General features: G+C 41.2%; 14 protein-coding genes. 11 read left to right on the plus strand and 3 right to left on the minus strand.

Features of this window, described 5'->3' with window-relative positions; translation table 11 throughout:
* Positions 1–367 precede the first annotated feature (367 nt).
* The gene (locus tag CAL7507_RS24790) at positions 368–1,975 is read left to right on the plus strand and encodes a B12-binding domain-containing radical SAM protein (protein WP_015131229.1); all 1,608 of its coding nucleotides are present in this window, start codon (positions 368–370) and stop codon (positions 1,973–1,975) included.
* Between the two features lie 223 nt (positions 1,976–2,198).
* Here the strand turns inward: CAL7507_RS24790 and argJ are convergent, their stop codons facing one another.
* Together argJ and gatB are read right to left on the minus strand one after the other, a co-directional pair.
* Positions 2,199–3,458 (minus strand): bifunctional ornithine acetyltransferase/N-acetylglutamate synthase, encoded by a 1,260-nt coding sequence (argJ, locus tag CAL7507_RS24795; RefSeq protein ID WP_015131230.1) that lies wholly within the window; start codon positions 3,456–3,458, stop codon positions 2,199–2,201.
* 1,180 nt (positions 3,459–4,638) lie between these two features.
* Entirely contained in the window at positions 4,639–6,111 is a 1,473-nt protein-coding gene (gatB, locus tag CAL7507_RS24805) for an Asp-tRNA(Asn)/Glu-tRNA(Gln) amidotransferase subunit GatB (RefSeq protein WP_015131232.1), read from the minus strand.
* A 115-nt stretch (positions 6,112–6,226) separates the two neighbouring features.
* Between gatB and CAL7507_RS24810 the strand changes: the two genes are divergently transcribed.
* From CAL7507_RS24810 to CAL7507_RS24825, 5 genes are all read left to right on the plus strand, one after another.
* Entirely contained in the window at positions 6,227–6,679 is a 453-nt protein-coding gene (locus tag CAL7507_RS24810; protein WP_201447859.1) for an HAD family hydrolase, read from the plus strand.
* Between the two features lie 4 nt (positions 6,680–6,683).
* A complete protein-coding gene (locus CAL7507_RS32825; RefSeq protein WP_201447860.1) occupies positions 6,684–6,860 on the plus strand; it encodes an HAD family phosphatase in 177 nt (58 codons plus the stop codon).
* Between the two features lie 140 nt (positions 6,861–7,000).
* The gene (locus CAL7507_RS24815; protein WP_015131233.1) at positions 7,001–10,147 is read left to right on the plus strand and encodes a tetratricopeptide repeat protein; all 3,147 of its coding nucleotides are present in this window, start codon (positions 7,001–7,003) and stop codon (positions 10,145–10,147) included.
* A 276-nt stretch (positions 10,148–10,423) separates the two neighbouring features.
* Positions 10,424–11,296 (plus strand): sulfurtransferase, encoded by an 873-nt coding sequence (locus tag CAL7507_RS24820; protein WP_042342461.1) that lies wholly within the window; start codon positions 10,424–10,426, stop codon positions 11,294–11,296.
* Between the two features lie 111 nt (positions 11,297–11,407).
* Positions 11,408–12,436 carry a 1-acyl-sn-glycerol-3-phosphate acyltransferase gene (locus tag CAL7507_RS24825; protein ID WP_015131235.1) on the plus strand — a complete coding sequence of 343 codons (1,029 nt, stop codon included), beginning with the start codon at positions 11,408–11,410 and terminating at the stop codon, positions 12,434–12,436.
* Positions 12,437–12,679: 243 nt separating this feature from the next.
* Here the strand turns inward: CAL7507_RS24825 and CAL7507_RS24830 are convergent, their stop codons facing one another.
* The gene (locus CAL7507_RS24830; protein ID WP_015131237.1) at positions 12,680–13,150 is read right to left on the minus strand and encodes a beta-lactamase hydrolase domain-containing protein; all 471 of its coding nucleotides are present in this window, start codon (positions 13,148–13,150) and stop codon (positions 12,680–12,682) included.
* Between the two features lie 866 nt (positions 13,151–14,016).
* Here CAL7507_RS24830 and CAL7507_RS24840 point away from each other — a divergent pair.
* From CAL7507_RS24840 to CAL7507_RS24860, 5 genes are all read left to right on the plus strand, one after another.
* On the plus strand, positions 14,017–14,322 hold the full coding sequence (locus CAL7507_RS24840; protein ID WP_015131238.1) for a hypothetical protein: 306 nt from the start codon (positions 14,017–14,019) through the stop codon (positions 14,320–14,322).
* Between the two features lie 195 nt (positions 14,323–14,517).
* Positions 14,518–14,922 (plus strand): fasciclin domain-containing protein, encoded by a 405-nt coding sequence (locus CAL7507_RS24845; protein WP_015131239.1) that lies wholly within the window; start codon positions 14,518–14,520, stop codon positions 14,920–14,922.
* A 366-nt stretch (positions 14,923–15,288) separates the two neighbouring features.
* The gene (locus CAL7507_RS24850; RefSeq protein ID WP_015131240.1) at positions 15,289–15,786 is read left to right on the plus strand and encodes a hypothetical protein; all 498 of its coding nucleotides are present in this window, start codon (positions 15,289–15,291) and stop codon (positions 15,784–15,786) included.
* A gap of 220 nt (positions 15,787–16,006) precedes the next feature.
* Complete coding sequence (locus CAL7507_RS24855) at positions 16,007–16,876, plus strand: polyphosphate kinase 2 family protein (protein WP_042342464.1); 870 nt, start codon at positions 16,007–16,009, stop codon at positions 16,874–16,876.
* Positions 16,877–17,023: 147 nt separating this feature from the next.
* Entirely contained in the window at positions 17,024–17,647 is a 624-nt protein-coding gene (locus CAL7507_RS24860) for a chemotaxis protein CheB (RefSeq protein WP_015131242.1), read from the plus strand.
* The last annotated feature ends 7 nt before the right edge of the window (positions 17,648–17,654 follow it).

Below are 17,654 nucleotides of genomic sequence, written 5' to 3' on the forward strand. Positions count from 1 at the left end.
ATAAATCTATATACTAAGATATATTTACATATCTTAGTATTTCCGCTAAAAATTTATTTAGACAGTATTTTTAGAGATTTATTATTTTAATTAGTTTGCTTTTGTTGTGAGTGGCTAAGTTTTGTATATAGGGTAGACAGTATAGCGAAATGCTAATTTTATTAAATATTGCAAAAACACAGATACACTGGCAAGCAAATTCAAGTTTACGAAAAAATAGAGGTTCAAAGCTGTACTACGTCCCGCTACGCTAACGCCCCTTGTGGGCGAAATAATCCTTGTGGGTGGCTTGCTTTTCCCTATTGCCTTTCATTTTTTTCCTGAATTTGCTCCTACGAGAGTCAATGAAAATTACACAAAGTATTTCATGAAAGCACTATTGATTTACCCACAGTTTCCCCAGTCTTTTTGGTCTTACGATCGCTTTATGAAAATTGCCGGACTCAAAGCCGTCTTGCCGCCACTGGGAATCATTACAGTGGCGGCACTCCTGCCCAAGGACTGGGAAATTAGATTTTGCGATCGCAATGTTAACTTGGAAACCGAAGCTGATTGGGAATGGTGTGACCTAGTTATTCTGTCTGCAATGCTAGTGCAGAAACCAGATTTTCATGCCCTGATTCAAAAAGCGGTGCGGTTAGGTAAAAAAGTCGCAGTTGGTGGTCCCTATCCCACTTCTATCCCCCAAGATGCCTTGAACTCCGGAGCTAATTATCTGATTTTAGATGAAGGAGAGTTGACAGTTCCCCAGTTTCTCGAAGCACTCAAAGACGGCAAAGAGCAAGGAATTTTTCGCTCCGCTGAAAAACCTGATGTTTCCCAAAGCCCCATGCCGCGTTTTGACTTGCTGCAACGGGATGCTTATTTGATGATGGCTATCCAGTTTTCTCGCGGTTGCCCCTTTAATTGCGAGTTTTGCGACATTATTACACTCTACGGTCGTAAACCCCGCACTAAAGAGCCTCACCAAACCATAGCCGAATTACAAGCTCTTTATGATTTAGGCTGGCGAGGGTCACTCTTCATCGTTGATGACAACTTTATTGGCAATCAGCGTAACGTCAAACGCTTCCTTAAAGAATTGATTCCTTGGGTGAAGCAGCACGATTACCCATTCACCTTCATCACTGAAGCTTCTGTGAATTTAGCAGAAGACGACGAACTATTGCAATTAATGAATGAAGCAGGTTTTTATGCTGTCTTTCTCGGCATTGAAACCCCTGATCAAGATAGCTTGCAAGTGACACAAAAACTGCAAAATACTCGTAATCCGCTCATCGAAGCCTGTCGCAAGATCAATGAAGCAGGTATGCTCATCTATGCAGGGTTTATCCTTGGTTTTGACGGAGAACGTCCAGGCGCAGGAGAACGGATTCAAGCTTTTGTGGAACAAACTAGTATTCCGCAACCAATGTTAGGTATTCTCCAAGCTTTGCCCAATACTGCTTTATGGAACCGTTTGCAAAAAGAGGAGCGTTTAATAGAGAGTAAGGGTATTGGTGGCACTGAAGTCGGAGACCAAAATACCTTGATGAATTTCATTCCTACACGCTCTATCAATGAAATTGCTAGAGAGTATGTAGAAGGCTTCTGGACATTGTATGAACCCAGCAACTATCTGAGACGCAGTTTCCAGCAATGCCTCAGTATTAACTCACCCTCTGGGCGAAAGCAAACAATGCAATTTTCTCCTGGTAAGGGGTTACGGCTTGTTGCTCAGTTAATCTGGCATCAAGGCTTAATGCGACCGGAAATTCGTGGGCAGTTTTGGCGACAACTATGGACGATTTTGGTGAAAAAACCGCAAGTTCTGAATATGTATTTAGGTCTATGCGCCGCTGGAGAGCATTTTTGGGAGTACCGCGCTTTAGCTAGAGAAAGGATTACTCAACAATTGGGCTACGATCCACTGAGAGAAAGACCCTGGCGATTAGAAATCGCGGCTACACAAACAAAACCCACCTCCGTGGGTTGAAGACAATGACAAATAACAAATGACCAATGACCAATGACAATCCCCACTAGTTACACTAAAGATGGTTTGGAACTTTACTTTTAAACGCAGAGGCTCGCTGAGGTAACCGCAAAGGCACGCAGAGTCTTTGTTCAAGTTTCTGCTCTGAATTTACGCAATCCTGTAAAGTCCAGATATTAACCGTTTGCAGTATAGCTTTATTTGCCTCGCCTTACTTCAACTATCAAGTTGTATACTCGGCGTTAATCCTCACGTAGTCGTAGCTTAAGTCACAACCCCAGGCTTTACCTGCGCCTTGACCATTGCCAACGCTGACTGCAATCAGCACGGGATTATCTACCCGTTGAGAATTGTTTGGTAAGGAAGAATTAGCTGCAGTTTGTTTTAAATAAGCACTGGCTGCTACACGATCAAAAGGTAGAGGTTGACCATTTTCCAACATCAAGAAATCTCCCAATTTAATTTGTAGATTTTCTTGCTCAAATGGTACACCTGCGCGTCCAGTGGCGGCGACGATGCGTCCCCAGTTGGGGTCACGTCCAAAGATTGCAGATTTCACTAGGGATGATCCGGCGATGGTTTTGGCTATTTGACGCGCTGAGGGTTCATCTTGGGTTCCTGTCACTTGCACTTCTATAAGACAGGTTGCACCTTCGCCATCACGAGCGATCGCTTTTGCTAAGTGTTGACATACTGCTGTTAACATCGCCTCTAATTTTTCCGCTTCTAGCCCCATTTCGATAATTGCTGGGGTGCGGGATTGACCATTTGCTAAGGCGATGAGGCTGTCGTTGGTGCTGGTATCGCCATCAACTGTAATGGAATTGAAACTTCTATCAGCCGCCCGACTTAACATTTGCTGCCATAAAGCTGGTGAAACAGCTGCATCGCAAGTGATAAATGCCAGCATCGTAGCCATGTTGGGGTGGATCATCCCCGAACCTTTGGCGATACCGCCAATTCTGACTGGGCGATCGCCCACAGTTGTCTCTAAAGCAATAGATTTTGTGACTAAGTCTGTGGTGATAATCGCCTGGGCTGCTTTATCTGAGCCTGTTTCTGATAGTTCTGTGACCAGTTGGGGAATGCCACTTTTCAACGCATCCATCTTAATTCGTTGCCCAATTACCCCAGTGGAAGCCAACAACACAGATTCAGAAGGAATATTCAGTGCTTGAGCGATCGCGATCGCTGATTCTAGGGCATCAAACCAGCCTTGAGTACCTGTCGCGGCGTTTGCTTGTCCAGCATTGCAGAGAATCGCTCGGGCGCTATGTTTGGCTTGCAAGCGTTGGCGACAATAATCTACACAGGCGGCTTTCACTTGACTGGTGGTGAATACACCAGCTGCGATCGCTTCTACATCTGACAATATCAAAGCTAAGTCGGGCAATCCCGAAGGTTTCAGTCCTGCGGTAATTCCTGCTGCCCTATATCCCCTTGGCGCTGTGATACCACCTGCGATTTCCTGCCAGTCTGCCATTATTCTTCTCCCACAACTATCTAGTGGCTCGACAGGCGATTATATCAAGTCTTTATGACTACTTAGGTAGTAAGTTGTTAGTTATTAATAACTTAGTCTAAAGTTCTCAAACTTACCCAAAAAATTGAAAAAGGAGAGCCACTTGGGCAGCTCTCCAGATCATCAGGGTGCATCTACATAACACAGTATATCATATTGGGGATGAGGGTCAAGACCCCTTAAATTTTTTTAGAAAAATGTGAAAATCTTGTTAAGAGCAATTTTCTACATTTCAACTGAGAGGTGAATTAATTTGTTCGTAAACCCCGTCCATTTTGAAACCAGGAGTAGTGTGGGCATCTTGCCCGCTAATACCAACAGGGAGCAAGATGCTCCCACTACTTTTAAAAACTACGGTTCTGAAAATAGATGTGGTTTAGCTAATACCAACAGGGAGCAAGATGCTCCCACTACTTTTAAAAACTACGATTCTGAAAATAGATGTGGTTTAGTTGCACTTCATATATCTGACAATCAAGAGCGCTAAAGCTCAACTACAAATCTCTCAAAACTTTTGCGGCAGACCACTAGTATGAGAAGTCTCCGAAAATATGGCAAAAAAAAAGAGAGCCACTTGGGCGTCTCTCCAGATCATCAGGGTGCATCTACATAACACAGTATATCATATTAGGGGTGAGGGGCAAGACCCATTACTTTGTTTTAGTATAATTTTTCTTGCCTATCTCACAGCTACTGAATAACCAAAAATTATCATAAGCAGTCGAGTGAGACTTTTTCGCTATTGCGGCGAGACTAGAAAAAACAGAGAGCTACGTAAGCAGCTCTCCAGATCATCAGGGTGTATCTAACTAGCAGAGTATAACACTTGGGACTGAGGGGTGACACCCATCATTTGATATTTCTGTAAAGATTTGACAAAAAACCGCTAGAAAAACTTTAGGCAGAAGCCATAATCTTCACAATACGTCTACCAGTCTGTACTAGTAGTCTGTCAAGCACTGATTGACGGGTAATGCGAGCATCTTGCTCGCGTCGTGAGCGGGACGCTCACACTACAAACCCGTCAAAATCAATGGAAATAAAGCACCTATGACAAATCGCTAAAAGACTGAATGTACAGGTTTCTTTATTTCATACTTCATACTTCATACTTCATACTTCATACTTCCGCCTTGCGGTACTAGGCGTTAAGTTTCTGCTCAACTAATTCGTTAGTCAGCTTAGGATCGGCACGTTTGTCGGTTTTTTTCAGAACTTGTCCGACAAAGAAACCCTTGAGGTTGACGTTACCGCTGCGATATTTTTCGAGTTGTTGGGGGTTAGCGGCGATCACTTCATCAACTATGAGTCCTAACACGACAGGATCGGTGATTAATTCTTGTCCAGCAAAAGCTTGCTCAGGAGATATACCTGTGAGCAAATCTGGTAACTTTTGTTTGGCTTGAGCGTTGCTGATTTTACCTTGTTCAATGCGGGTAATGACATCAGCTAAATTTTTGGGAGTCAAAGCAATTTCGCTGATGGCGAGTTTTTGCTTGTTGAGGTAGGCGGCGATATCTTGGGTAATCCAGTTGGCGGCGGCTTTGGGATTTGCACCAGATGCGATCGCACTTTCAAAATAGTCAGCGACTGGCCGATCTTCTGTCAACACCCGTGTATCGTAAACTGAAAGCCCCAAATCATTTTCATAATGATGGCGTTTTTGGGCTGGGAGTTCTGGTAATTCACTACGCCATTGTTCTAATTGTTCACCAGAAACCTCTATGGGGGCTAAATCTGGTTCGGGAAAGTAGCGGTAATCGCTAGAACCTTCCTTAACGCGCATACTAATTGTACGTTGTGCGCCTTCTTCCCAGAGGCGAGTTTCTTGGATAATGCGATCGCCTGCTTCCACTGCGGCGATTTGGCGTTCAATCTCATATTCAATCGCTCGTTGAATGGCGTTGAATGAGTTCATGTTCTTAATTTCTACTTTCGTACCAAATTCTTTTCGTCCCACAGGACGCACAGATATATTGACATCACAGCGCAAAGAACCTTCTTGCATGTTACCGTCACTCACACCGAGATAGCGGACAATCCGGCGCAGTTCTTGGGCATATTCAGCGGCTTCTTGTCCAGAACGCAAATCAGGTTCGGAGACAATTTCTACCAAAGGCACACCCGCCCGATTGTAGTCTACCAAAGAATAAGCAGAACCAGAAAGACGCTCACTCCCTGCGTGTACCAATTTGCCTGCGTCTTCTTCCATGTGCAGGCGTGTGATCCCAATACGTTTACGAATGGGGTTCCCTTCAGCATCTACTAACTCAATTTCGATCCAACCATGTTCAGCGATCGGTAAGTCGTATTGAGAAATTTGATAATTCTTCGGTAAATCCGGATAAAAATATTGTTTTCGGTCAAATTTACTATATTCTGCAATTTGGCAATTCAGGGCTAAACCTGCTTTCACAGCATATTCCAGCACCTTTTCATTGAGTACGGGTAAGACTCCAGGTAAACCCATACACACTGGGTCAATGTTAGTATTGGGGTCAGCGCCAAATGCGGTAGAACTACTAGAGAAAATTTTGGTGTTGGTACTTAGCTGACAATGGGTTTCTAGTCCAATAATCGCTTCATACTCAGTTTTTACGGTAGCGGAAGTCATAAAATCAAAAATTCGGCATAATCTTTCATAATGGTACTATTGTAGCTGTGTCGTGAGTACTGAATGCTGATTTACTAGGATAGGGATTTCCGACTCAGCAATAACAGTAATCAAAATGCAAACAGAATTGGTGATTTTTGACTGTGACGGAGTGCTGGTAGATAGTGAAGCATTGGGTAATCGCGTCCTTGTCGAATTTGTTGCAGACTTCGGACTTGCACTACAGCTTGACGAAGCTGTTTTGTTATTTAAGGGTGGTAAAATGTCTGATTGTGTTGCTGTAATTGAGCAACGGTTGGGGAAAAAACTACCACCAGATTTTGTGGCTCAACTTCGTGCCCGTACTGCTGAAGCGTTTGAGCGTGAACTGCTTTCTATAGAAGGGATAGAGACAGCTCTAGACAAAATCAATCTACCAATCTGCGTTGCTTCCAGTGGCCCGCCAGAAAAGATTAAGTTAGCTTTGCATGTGACTAATTTGTTACCTCGATTTGCAGGGCGCATCTTTAGTTCCTATGAAATTGGTAGCTGGAAGCCAGCACCAGACTTATTCTTATTATGCAGCTAAAAAGATGGGAGTTGATGCTACATCTTGCACAGTTGTCGAAGATAGCATTTTGGGTGTGCGTGCAGGTGTTGCGGCTGGGATGAGAGTTTTAGGTTATACCAATCCGAGTGAAGCCGCTCTACTTGAGGCACATGGAGCGCATGTCTTTCACTCGATGTATCAATTGCCTGATTTACTGTAATTTGTAGTCTATTTCTGGGTTCCAGCACCAACGTCAGATGTGGGATTTTACTTAAGAATCCTCCCAGATTGATGTTTAAATGAAAACCTAAAACTGTGAGTTATAACTAGAGTTATTTTCCCTATATAAAATCTTTACTTATGCAAGTACGTCTGATTGCTGCAACCTTACTGTTAACTTTAGGTTCTCCATCCTTAATATTGCACACTTCAGCACCACTGCTGGCGCAAGCACCAACACCAACTAATGAAGAACGCATCATTGAAGCCGTTACCTTAAATAATCAAGGTGAAGGCCTGGTTTATAAGGATTTGGTAGGTTTAGGTGACTTGCAAGCAGGCCTAGAATTATTCCAGCAGGCGATCGCTATTTTCAAAAAATACAATGCTAAGGCTGGAGAGGCTAATAGTCTTGTCAATATTGGCTATGTATACCAGCGTCAAGGCGAGTATTCTAAGGCTTTGGAGTTCTTTCAGCAGTCTTTAGCGATTCGCAAACAAACGAAGGATACCCAAAATGAATGGATATCTCTTTCCTATATTGGGGAAGCCTATATCAATTTAGGACAGTATCAAAAAGCACAAGAATTTTATCAGCCTGCTTTAGCGATCGTTAGAGAACTAAAAGCAGCAAATCCCAAGGATTCTAGCTATGCTACCAGCGAAAAAACTCTGCTGGCTGATATGGGGGCACTACACTTTAGACTAGGACAGTATCAAAAAGCACAAGAATTTTATCAGCAAAATTTGGCGCTACAGAAAGCAGACAGCGATGGCTCCGCCAACGCCAGAGGCGAACGCATTGGCAGCGCCGCGACTCTCAATAACTTAGGAGTAATTGCTGTTAATTTGGGGAATTATGCTCAAGCGCTTGATATATATCAACAAGCATTAACCAATGTTCAAGACTTCTGCTACAAAGAAAAATTAACTTGCTTTTACGGTACGGAAGCAGCAATTCTCAATAACTTAGCGGGAGCTTATTTTAACTTAGGTCAATATCAAAAATCCTTGGAGTTTGCAGATAAATCCTCAACTATTTACAAAAAATTCCGCACTGGTGAATATAAAGGAACAACTAAGAAAGAAATTGAGTTACTTTATAATGCTTTAGGTCAAAATCCCCAAGCTTTACAACAAATTACCAGCCGTGCCAATGTTGGGGATAATTATGGTAAAGACTCTTTTCAATTCCAAGGTGAAGCACTTAACCTCAATAATATCGGGCAAATTAATTTTAGTTTGGGTAAATATGATCAAGCACTCAGCTTATATCAACAAGCTTTAAATATTTACAAACAAAACAATTATAAACAAGGTATTGCTGTAGCGTTAAATAATATTGGGCGGGCTTATACTGCTACCAGTAAATATGACCAAGCAATCCAGTCAAATCAGCAAGCTTTAGCTACTTATAAAGAAGTAGGCGATCGCACTGGTGAAGGCGTGACAATTAGCAATCTTGGGCAAATTTATCAAAAACAAAGTCAGTACGAAAAAGCTTTAGGGTTTTATCAGCAAGCTTTACCCATACATCGGGAAGTAAGTGATAAGCTTAGTGAAGCTGAAACGCTGAAATATCTGGGAGATGTGTTATCTCAACAAAATCAGCCACAACTAGCGATCGCCTTTTACAAAGAATCAATCAATCTGACGGAAACGATTCGCCAAAGCCTGCGATCTGTCCCTACTGACATCCAACAATCTTACACAGAAACCGTTGCCGAAAGATATCGCCGACTCGCTGATTTATTACTTAAACAAAATCGTCCCGCCGAAGCACAACAAGTTCTAGATTTACTCAAAATCCAAGAAGTAAAAGATTTTATTGGGAATAGGCGCGGTAGTTCTGAGAAGATTATAGCTAATCGGGAGCCACAACCACCAGAAAAGTTGCCTTTAAAGCCCCAAGAACAAGAGATTTCGCAGAAATATAGTAACCTTCAAGATAAAGCGATCGCCCTTGGTAAAGAACTCACAAATCTCCGCAAAATTAACCCCAAAGAACGCACGTCTGCTCAAGAAAAGCGCATTGGTGAGTTGGTGAAACTTGAGCAAGAAATTACTGGTGAGTTTAACAAATTTATTAAAAGTCCCGCTGTAGCAGCTTTAGTTCAGCAGTTATCTATTACATCTGCACAGGAAAATCTCAGCTTACGACAGCTAAATTCTATTCGAGATAATTTGCGCCAATTAAATAAAAAAGCTGTATTGCTTTACCCATTAGTTTTAGATGATAGATTAGAGTTAGTCATAGTCACTGCAGATGCACCACCAATTCATCGCACAGTTCCAGTCAAACAAGAAGAATTAAACAAAGTAATTCTTGAATATCGGCAAACAATTCAAGTTCCCTATAAAAACATTAAAGCTCCAGCACAGCAATTATATGATTGGCTAATTAAGCCAATCGAAAATGACCTCAAACAAGCTGATATTAAAACAATTATTTATGCCCCAGATGGAGAATTAAGATATATTCCTTTGGCCGCGTTATATGACGGTAAAAATTGGTTAATCGAACGTTTTATTATTAATAATATAACTGCTGCAAGTCTGACTAAATTTGACAGTAAACCACAGAAAAACTTACAAGTTCTAGCTGCAGCTTTTACTAAAGGTGATTACACTATCAAATTAGCCAGTCGGGAAGAAGTATTTAGCGGTTTGGTATTTGCTAAACAGGAAGTAGAAAACTTAGCAAAAACAATTCCCGGAACTAAGATATTATTAGATAACAATTTCAGTCCTCTAGTCACAATTCCCCAAATGAATGATTACAAAATTATTCATCTGGCAACTCATGGGTTACTTGTAAAAGGCACTCCAGAGGATTCATTTATTCTGTTTGGTGATGGAGAACGTGTTACTCTCAAAGATATAGAAAACTGGTCTTTACCCAATGTAGATTTAGTAGTATTGAGCGCTTGCCAAACTGGGTTAGGGGATAAATTAGGGAATGGCCAAGAAATTTTGGGTTTAGGATACCAAATTCAACTAACAGGTGCAAAAGCAGCGATCGCCTCTTTATGGTCTGTATCTGATGGCGGCACACAAGCTTTAATGAATATTTTTTATAAAACATTGCAAGCCGGAAATACTACAAAAGCTGAGGCTTTGCGAACAGCACAAATCTCTTTACTTACGGGTAAGTATTTAGGAATTAGTAAAACACCAGTAATAGCAACGCAAGGTAAAAATAATAATATTTTAAGTGCTGAAGCTGGTAATCAATTTAGTCATCCTTATTACTGGGCACCTTTCATTTTAATTGGCAATGGATTATAAACTTCTCTTTCGTCGGACTTACGCAACTGGCACACATGGCTTCTGGGATAAGAGTCAAGAGGTAATCGACTACGGGGTGCTCGCAAACTAAAACACAATACATCTCACCCCTACGGTGTTTAAAACTGGTGTGGTTTGTCGGTTAAATGAGATTAGTATTGCTAGAAAAGTTCTTCTGTAACACTCAATAATTCCTGCTTCTGTGATTGCGACTTCAAAGCATCAATCTGGGAAGGGCGATAATTTCTGATGGGACAATTACAGAAGAATTCCATCTTGGACACTAAACTCCTCATCTCCCCCCAAGAACTTTCCTCACTCTTAAAGGATCATTCATCGCCAGTTGTTATTATTGATACGCGAACTCCAGAAGAGTATGCTGTCTCTCATCTCCCCAGCGCCATCAATATCAGAGGATTTTTCACTTATCTTTTAGAGAACTCCAATCCAGAAGGATTAAGGAAATTACACCAGTATTTCACTGAAGTGTTGAGTAAAGCTGGAATTTCGGGCACGGAAAGGCTGATTATCTATGAAGACAGTTTAAATCAGGGTTACGGACAGTCTTGTCGGGCAGCTTTTTTGCTCATGTATTTGGGTTGCACTCAAGTGTCTGTGTTGCATGGGGGATATAAAGCTTGGCTGGCGGCTGGATTACCAATTACTGATGAAATCTTGCATCGTCAAGGCAAGGTGTTTACATTACATCCCGATGCTTCCTTGATGGTGACTACACAGGAGATGTTGCAGGCACTGGATGACCCAAGCATTATAAAATTAGATGTGCGCGATCGCATCGAATGGCTTGGACTAAGTTCTTCTCCCTACGATCCTGATTTTTGTCCCCGCAAAGGTAGAATCCCCAATGCAGTCTGGCTGGAATGGCATCTTTTGATGAATTCGGCATCAGAAATCCCCATGTTCCGCTCAAAAACAGAAATCCTGGAAATTTGTCAGTCGGTGGGTATCACTGCAAAATCGATTGTATATGTTTACTGCTTTAAAGGTTCTAGGGCTGCTAATACACTTATCGCTTTGGGAGAAGCAGGAATTTATATCAGAAATTATTTTGGTTCGTGGAATGAATGGTCCCGTGATTTCTCATTACCAATTGATAACAGGGTCATCAAAATAGGCAATAGGCAATAGGGAGATGTACTTGGGCGCTCCTTTCAGTCTGAGGTAGGATGCAAATCCCCATCATAGAAAGCTAAGATAAAGCTAATATCAGCCAAGTGCTGCGTAATTCACACAGCTATTGTGATTCATAAAATATCTGATCAGTTTCTCAGCCGTAAACTAAAAGAAGCGTCATTTAAAGGCTATAAATTTAGCTGGTTTGATTGGTTTTGTCTTTATTACCCTCCAGGTTGGCTAATTATCTTTAACCGCCATTGGCAATACTATCATTCTGATCCAGAGGGTTGGAATTGGTTAGAATACGGACTATTTTTAATTCCTGGGGGATTTTATTTAGCGCTGCTGATGCGCTGGTTGCGTCTTGGTTGTCGTCCGCCACAAACAGAATTTAGTGAATTTAATCCCAAATATCAACAAGCCTTTCGTGAAGAAGTTCTTGCTCCCATTGTTAAACATTATTTCCGTGGGGAATTGCAACAAGTTGAGAACTTACCACAAACTGGCTCCATGATTGTAGCGATGAATCATGCAGGGATGTGTTTTCCTTGGGACTTTGTAACTTTGGGTTATCTCTTAAGTCAAGCACGGGGATGGGTGGTGCAACCGTTAGCCGGTGTATCATTGTTTGAACATGCTTGGATGATTTGGTGGTTACCGCCTGGATGGTTACAAGTGTTAGGCGGTATCCGTGCAGAATTGAGTGATTTTGAAGCGGTGATGCAAACGGGTAAAATTGTCTTGTATGCACCAGAGGGTTTACGTGGGCCTTTGAAGGGTTGGAGCAAGCGCTATCAATTAGAGAAGTTTGATGTTAGTTTTATCCAATTAAGCGATCGCTATCAAGTTCCCATTCTCCCAGTTGCATGTATTGGTAGCGAATCTTTACATCCTTGGACTGTCAATATCAAAAAATTGCAAAGATTATTCAAATTACCATTCTTGCCTGTTTCGCCATTGATGTTTGTCTTGCTTCTATTTCCCTCAATGGGTGTTTGGGCAACGAGAACTCGCCTACATTATTTTATTCAGCCTGTAGAAAAAAACAGTAATTCACCGAAAAACCGTACAGTAGCTTATAAACATGCACAACAATTAAGAGAAAAACTGCAAATTAAAATTACGCAGTTACTGAGTAATAAATTTCTTTAGAAATATTCCGTAAAACCAATTTGCAAAAAGAATGCGATGGCTAAATCCTAGGGGTGGGGTAAGAGTTTGAGCTTAAGTTGACACCAATGCATTGGTGTCAACTTAAGTGAAGCAACTAGCGTTGGATATTACCCACAAAAAACCGGACAAGTCGGGCGTTGCCCGCCCAACGCACTGGCTCCTTTTGACTCTTGACAACCTCTCGCGTTAAAAATATGAAACTTGTGTAAGTCCCATAGATCATCACTTGGCGACAGCTACTTTACCGTATTTACTTAAATATTTGACAAATAATTCCTTTAGTTTGGGGCTGACACCGGCATGTTCAAAGAAGCCAAAGCCCAGGTGTCGAGCTTTTTCTAAGGTTTGTTCTGGTGTTAATCCCTCTTCGATGGCGATACTCAACAACGCAATTCCTGTCGATCGCATAGCTGCTGCACAATGTACAAGCACAGGTTTAGGAACTTGTTCTAGTGTTGCGAGGATGTTGGTAAGTAACTCCTCGTTTAAGGCTTCCAGCTTGAGGGGAATATTTGTGTAATGCAGCCCCAAAGCTTCAACTATTTGTTGTTCATCTTTGCGAAATCCTAGCTCATCTGGCGATCGCAGATTTAAAACTGATTTAAAACCCTCTTGGCTCGCTTGCTGGATCTGTTGTGGTGTAACTTGTCCTGTTGTTGTCAAGTTTTGATTAATCAGAATGGCGTTGATCACTTTTACTCCCTATGACTTTCTCTTCTCCCTAGACTTGGCAATTGTTCTATAAAACAGTTCTTCAAACAATTGCTATCGATTGATGACTCTTGCGGTTGATTATTTTATTGGTTTGCCCATCATTATGAGGCTCGTCTATAGACGAGCCTAAAGTCAGATTGTATTATACACTTTGTCGATAAGCTTACCGTAGTTTATATTTTTAGTCTAAATTTTCGTGTAAGTTACGATAACTTAAGCGTGAAAGCACATGCTGTATTCGATCTGACAAAATTTCTAGGCGAGAACACTATCAATGACTGCTATGGGACACTCTTCCTTGATATCCATTGGTTAAAGCTGTACTCAGGAGTGTTCACAGGACTGACAAGATTGAAACGGCAGTTTCCAGCTACTACAAAGCTTACGAAATCAGGGGTACTTACCAGGGGATGATGATTGCAATTCCCCCTGAAGAATGGCGTGTTTTTCACAACATGACCTTGAATTATCGGAAATTCTCAAACCGAAAGGCAGGTCTTGCCAAGCTCAGAGCTGTTCGCCGCCACCCAAGAGGCCTAAAGATTGCTCAACCAAAACTAACTTATCTTCAGAACAAGCCCCATGTCTCAACTGCTAAGATTTTAGCCCAGAAAACACAGAACATTAACACACCTTGAAAGGGCTAGTCCTAGGTAATTATCGCTCTTATTCAAGCAAGATTTGCTAAAAAGTTGATGCTGCTGCTTTTATTTGAACAGTAACAATTGCTGCTGATAAAATTGGGCGATCGCAGTAAAGTTTATACGTCAACCATGACTAAGCTGCAATAATTCTTAACACCCCAAACATTTAAATCCTGACATTAAACAACATCCAAAAGACAAATGACCAATTTAAATAACTTCCAAAAACTCGTAGCACTTGCCAATGAACACGGAATTATTTGCCAGCAAGCACAAGAGCAGTGCTTAATTGCCATTTTGCCTGGATATGATGATTTTTTATTAGCTTTTACATGGTCTGGTGCAATTGAAGGAGAGCCACCAGAACATGAATTAATCGCAATTAGTGTACAGGATCTCGCTAAAGAAGTTACTGTTGCAGCTTGGCAAATTCCTGCTTATTTATTTGGCAACGTTTTAAGGCAAGCCCAGATGCTTGTAGCTGCCCACAAAGATTTTATGAGGTGATGCAATAGTCACTCATCAAGTTTGTTGACTGTTGACTATCAACAGTCAACAGCTAAAACTTATATATAAATTAAATGTAGAACAGCATATTACTAATTGAATAGATTAGTCACATGTCTCAGGGTAGATACTATTTACCTTAAAAAACATTAAGTTTGTAACGGAAGCTTTACATAACATAAAACGTAAAAACACATGGCTGACATTGTTGACACCGCTACTAATGCAGGCTCTTTTAACACTCTAGTTGCGGCAATCAAAGCTGCTAACCTAGTAGATACTCTCAAAGGCGCTGGCCCATTTACTGTCTTTGCTCCTACTGATGCAGCATTTGCTAAACTTCCTGCAGGCACAGTAGATGCATTACTGAAGGACATTCCCAAGCTCAAGAAAATTCTGACTTATCACGTTATTTCCGGTAAAGTGCTGTCAGCCGACGTGGTGAAGTTGAAGTCAGCTAAAACTGTTGAAGGTTCTGATGTGAAAATTAATGCTTCTAATCAAAGTGTTAAAGTCAATGATGCGACAGTTGCAACTCCTGATGTTGCCGCTGATAATGGCGTTATTCACATCATCGACACAGTGTTAATACCTGCGTAAGCAATCACTTAGATAGCTAATAACGTACAGGGCAGTAACTATAAATAGTTGCTGCCCTGTTGACTGTCTAAATATATTTATAGGAATCATATTTGATTTCTGAAAAAATCTCCGTATTTGTAGGGTGTGTTAGGACGGAGTCCGTAACGCACCGTTCTAAGACTTTGGTGCGTTACGCTACCCTACGGGAACGCTAAAAGCGAACGCTAACACACCCTACGTATATTTCAAAAATCAAATACTAGTCCTATATATATCCAAAATTGTTTGACCCTTGATTTTTGATAACCTATAGTAAATATTTGCACTGCTCCTAGGTGATTAGCTAGGCTATTGATATCCTGGTTATTCTGAGGCGTGCTGTGTATGGATTGTGAAGGGAAAGCCACGAATCCCAATACTACAGATAATATAGAATTTGCGGAGCCTTCAGCTACTAATCATCAACCACTAAAATTGCTGCGAGACACTGAAGCTAGGCTACGCCGGGCGACTGTAGCAACACTAGTGCCGATTTTGCCTCCAAAACTCAGCAAAAAAGTACAAGCAACTTCATCTTTAGCAGAAAACTCTTTAAATGAACTCGCAGAAATTGAGCTAGACCAGATTAGCGATTTTGATTTGCGACCTGCCAGAATTCAGGTAGGTTTAAGCTTTGTTGGTTTTGGGGCGTTGATGATACTTGTATTGCTGCTTGACTTGAACACATTGCATTCAGAACTCAGCACAATTGGGCAAATTCGCCAATACTGGTATCAATATGTTTGGTTTGTTAGCTTGGGTGTAACTGGGATGTTTATCTTGGGTCGAGAAGCGATGCGTCCTATGCCAAGGCGACCAAAATTAAAGAAAGATAAATTTTGATGATTGTTGACTGCACTTGATTTTAAAAAATCAAAACAATTTGTTAATTTTAATTAACATCCTATCGGATAATCTTATCTAAGTTGTGAAAACTACAAGCTACATATCCCTAATTTCTCAAAGAAGTTGGGGATATTGTTTTTGATGATTGCTATAGTGCAAAATATGGTGCAAAATGTGGCTAAGTTTATGTGTCAATAGTAAACTATTCACATTTAATATGAATCATGATGCTTTTATTGTGCCGCCCGGATCAAAGATTTCTCTGCACAAAGACTATGACCCTAGTTACAAGGCTAATTATCAGCAAAAAACTGATGCTGAAGGTAAATTAGAGACTGATATTCAACGACTAGCAAATTATCAAGATATTCTTTATGCCCAAAATACGTATGCATTGCTGATTATCTTTCAAGCAATGGATGCTGCTGGTAAAGATAGCACAATTAAACATGTAATGTCTGGTGTCAATCCGCAGGGATGTCAGGTGTTTAGTTTTAAAGCGCCAAGTGCAGAAGAACTAGATCATGACTACCTTTGGCGCTCAATGAAAGCTTTACCAGAGAGGGGTCGAATTGGGATATTTAACAGATCATACTATGAAGAAGTGCTAGTAGCTCGCGTCCATCCAGAAATTCTGCAAAACCAGCAACTCCCTAATTTTATTCAGGGCAATCAAATTTGGAAACAACGTTTTGAGGAAATTAACAATTTTGAAAAATATCTCACAAATAATGGTGTTGTCGTGATTAAATTTTTCTTAAATGTCTCAAAGACAGAACAGAAAAAACGATTTTTAGACCGGATTGCATCTCCTGAAAAAAATTGGAAATTTTCTGTGAATGATGTTCGTGAAAGGGGTTTTTGGAATGATTATATGGATGCTTATGAACAAGTATTCAATCATACTAGCACTGAATGGGCACCCTGGTATGTGATTCCTGCCGATCGCAAGTGGTTTACACATCTTGCGGTTGCTGATATTATTTGCACAAAATTACAAGAACTGAATCTTCAATACCCTACGGTAAGTGAGGAAGATAAGCAGCAACTTTTACAGGCAAAGGAGATATTGGCAGCCGAAGATTAACTCAATGTTATGAATGGTTGGGTGTAAAAAAGATGCCAAAATGGTAAAATTTAATGTAGGATTTAGATGAGAAGAGTTAAAAATTTAACATTCGTCTATAGCTATTAGTAACTAGCAAATTTGGCTAATAGTAAAAGCCAAAAAATCATGACACAAATGGCAGCCCATGCCGACAATTACCCACCTTACTTTGCCAATGCTGCCTTTGATATCGTGGCGATCGCAGCTTCCGCAGGCGGATTGACAGCTATAACTCAAGTATTATCCACTTTGCCCAGAGAATTTACAGCTGCGATCGCTGTAGTGCAACATCTCGCTCCTCAGTATCGCTCCCTAATGGCAGATATTCTCAGTCGGCGGACGGTTCTTAATGTCAAACAAGCAGCAGAGGGTGACAATATCAACCCAGGAATTGTTTACATTGCCCCGCCAAACCGTCACCTATTAGCCAACTGTGATGGTACTTTGTCTCTATCCCAATCAGAATTAGTACATTTCCTGCGTCCTTCTGCGGACTTGTTATTTGAATCAGTTGCAGCTAGCTATCAAGACAGGGCGATCGCCGTCGTGCTGAGTGGCACAGGTAGCGATGGTGCAATGGGGGTAGAAGCAATCAAAAAAATGGGTGGTACTGTCATCGTTCAGGATGAAAAAACCGCCGAATTTTCGGGGATGCCGACTGCAGCTATTAATACAGGGAATGTAGATTTTATTCTACCTTTGGCAGAAATATCAGCCGCTTTGGTCAATTTGGTCATGGGTGACGGTTAAACCAGGG

Origin of the sequence: Calothrix sp. PCC 7507 (assembly GCF_000316575.1) — a bacterium.
Classification (GTDB): Bacteria; Cyanobacteriota; Cyanobacteriia; order Cyanobacteriales; family Nostocaceae; genus Fortiea.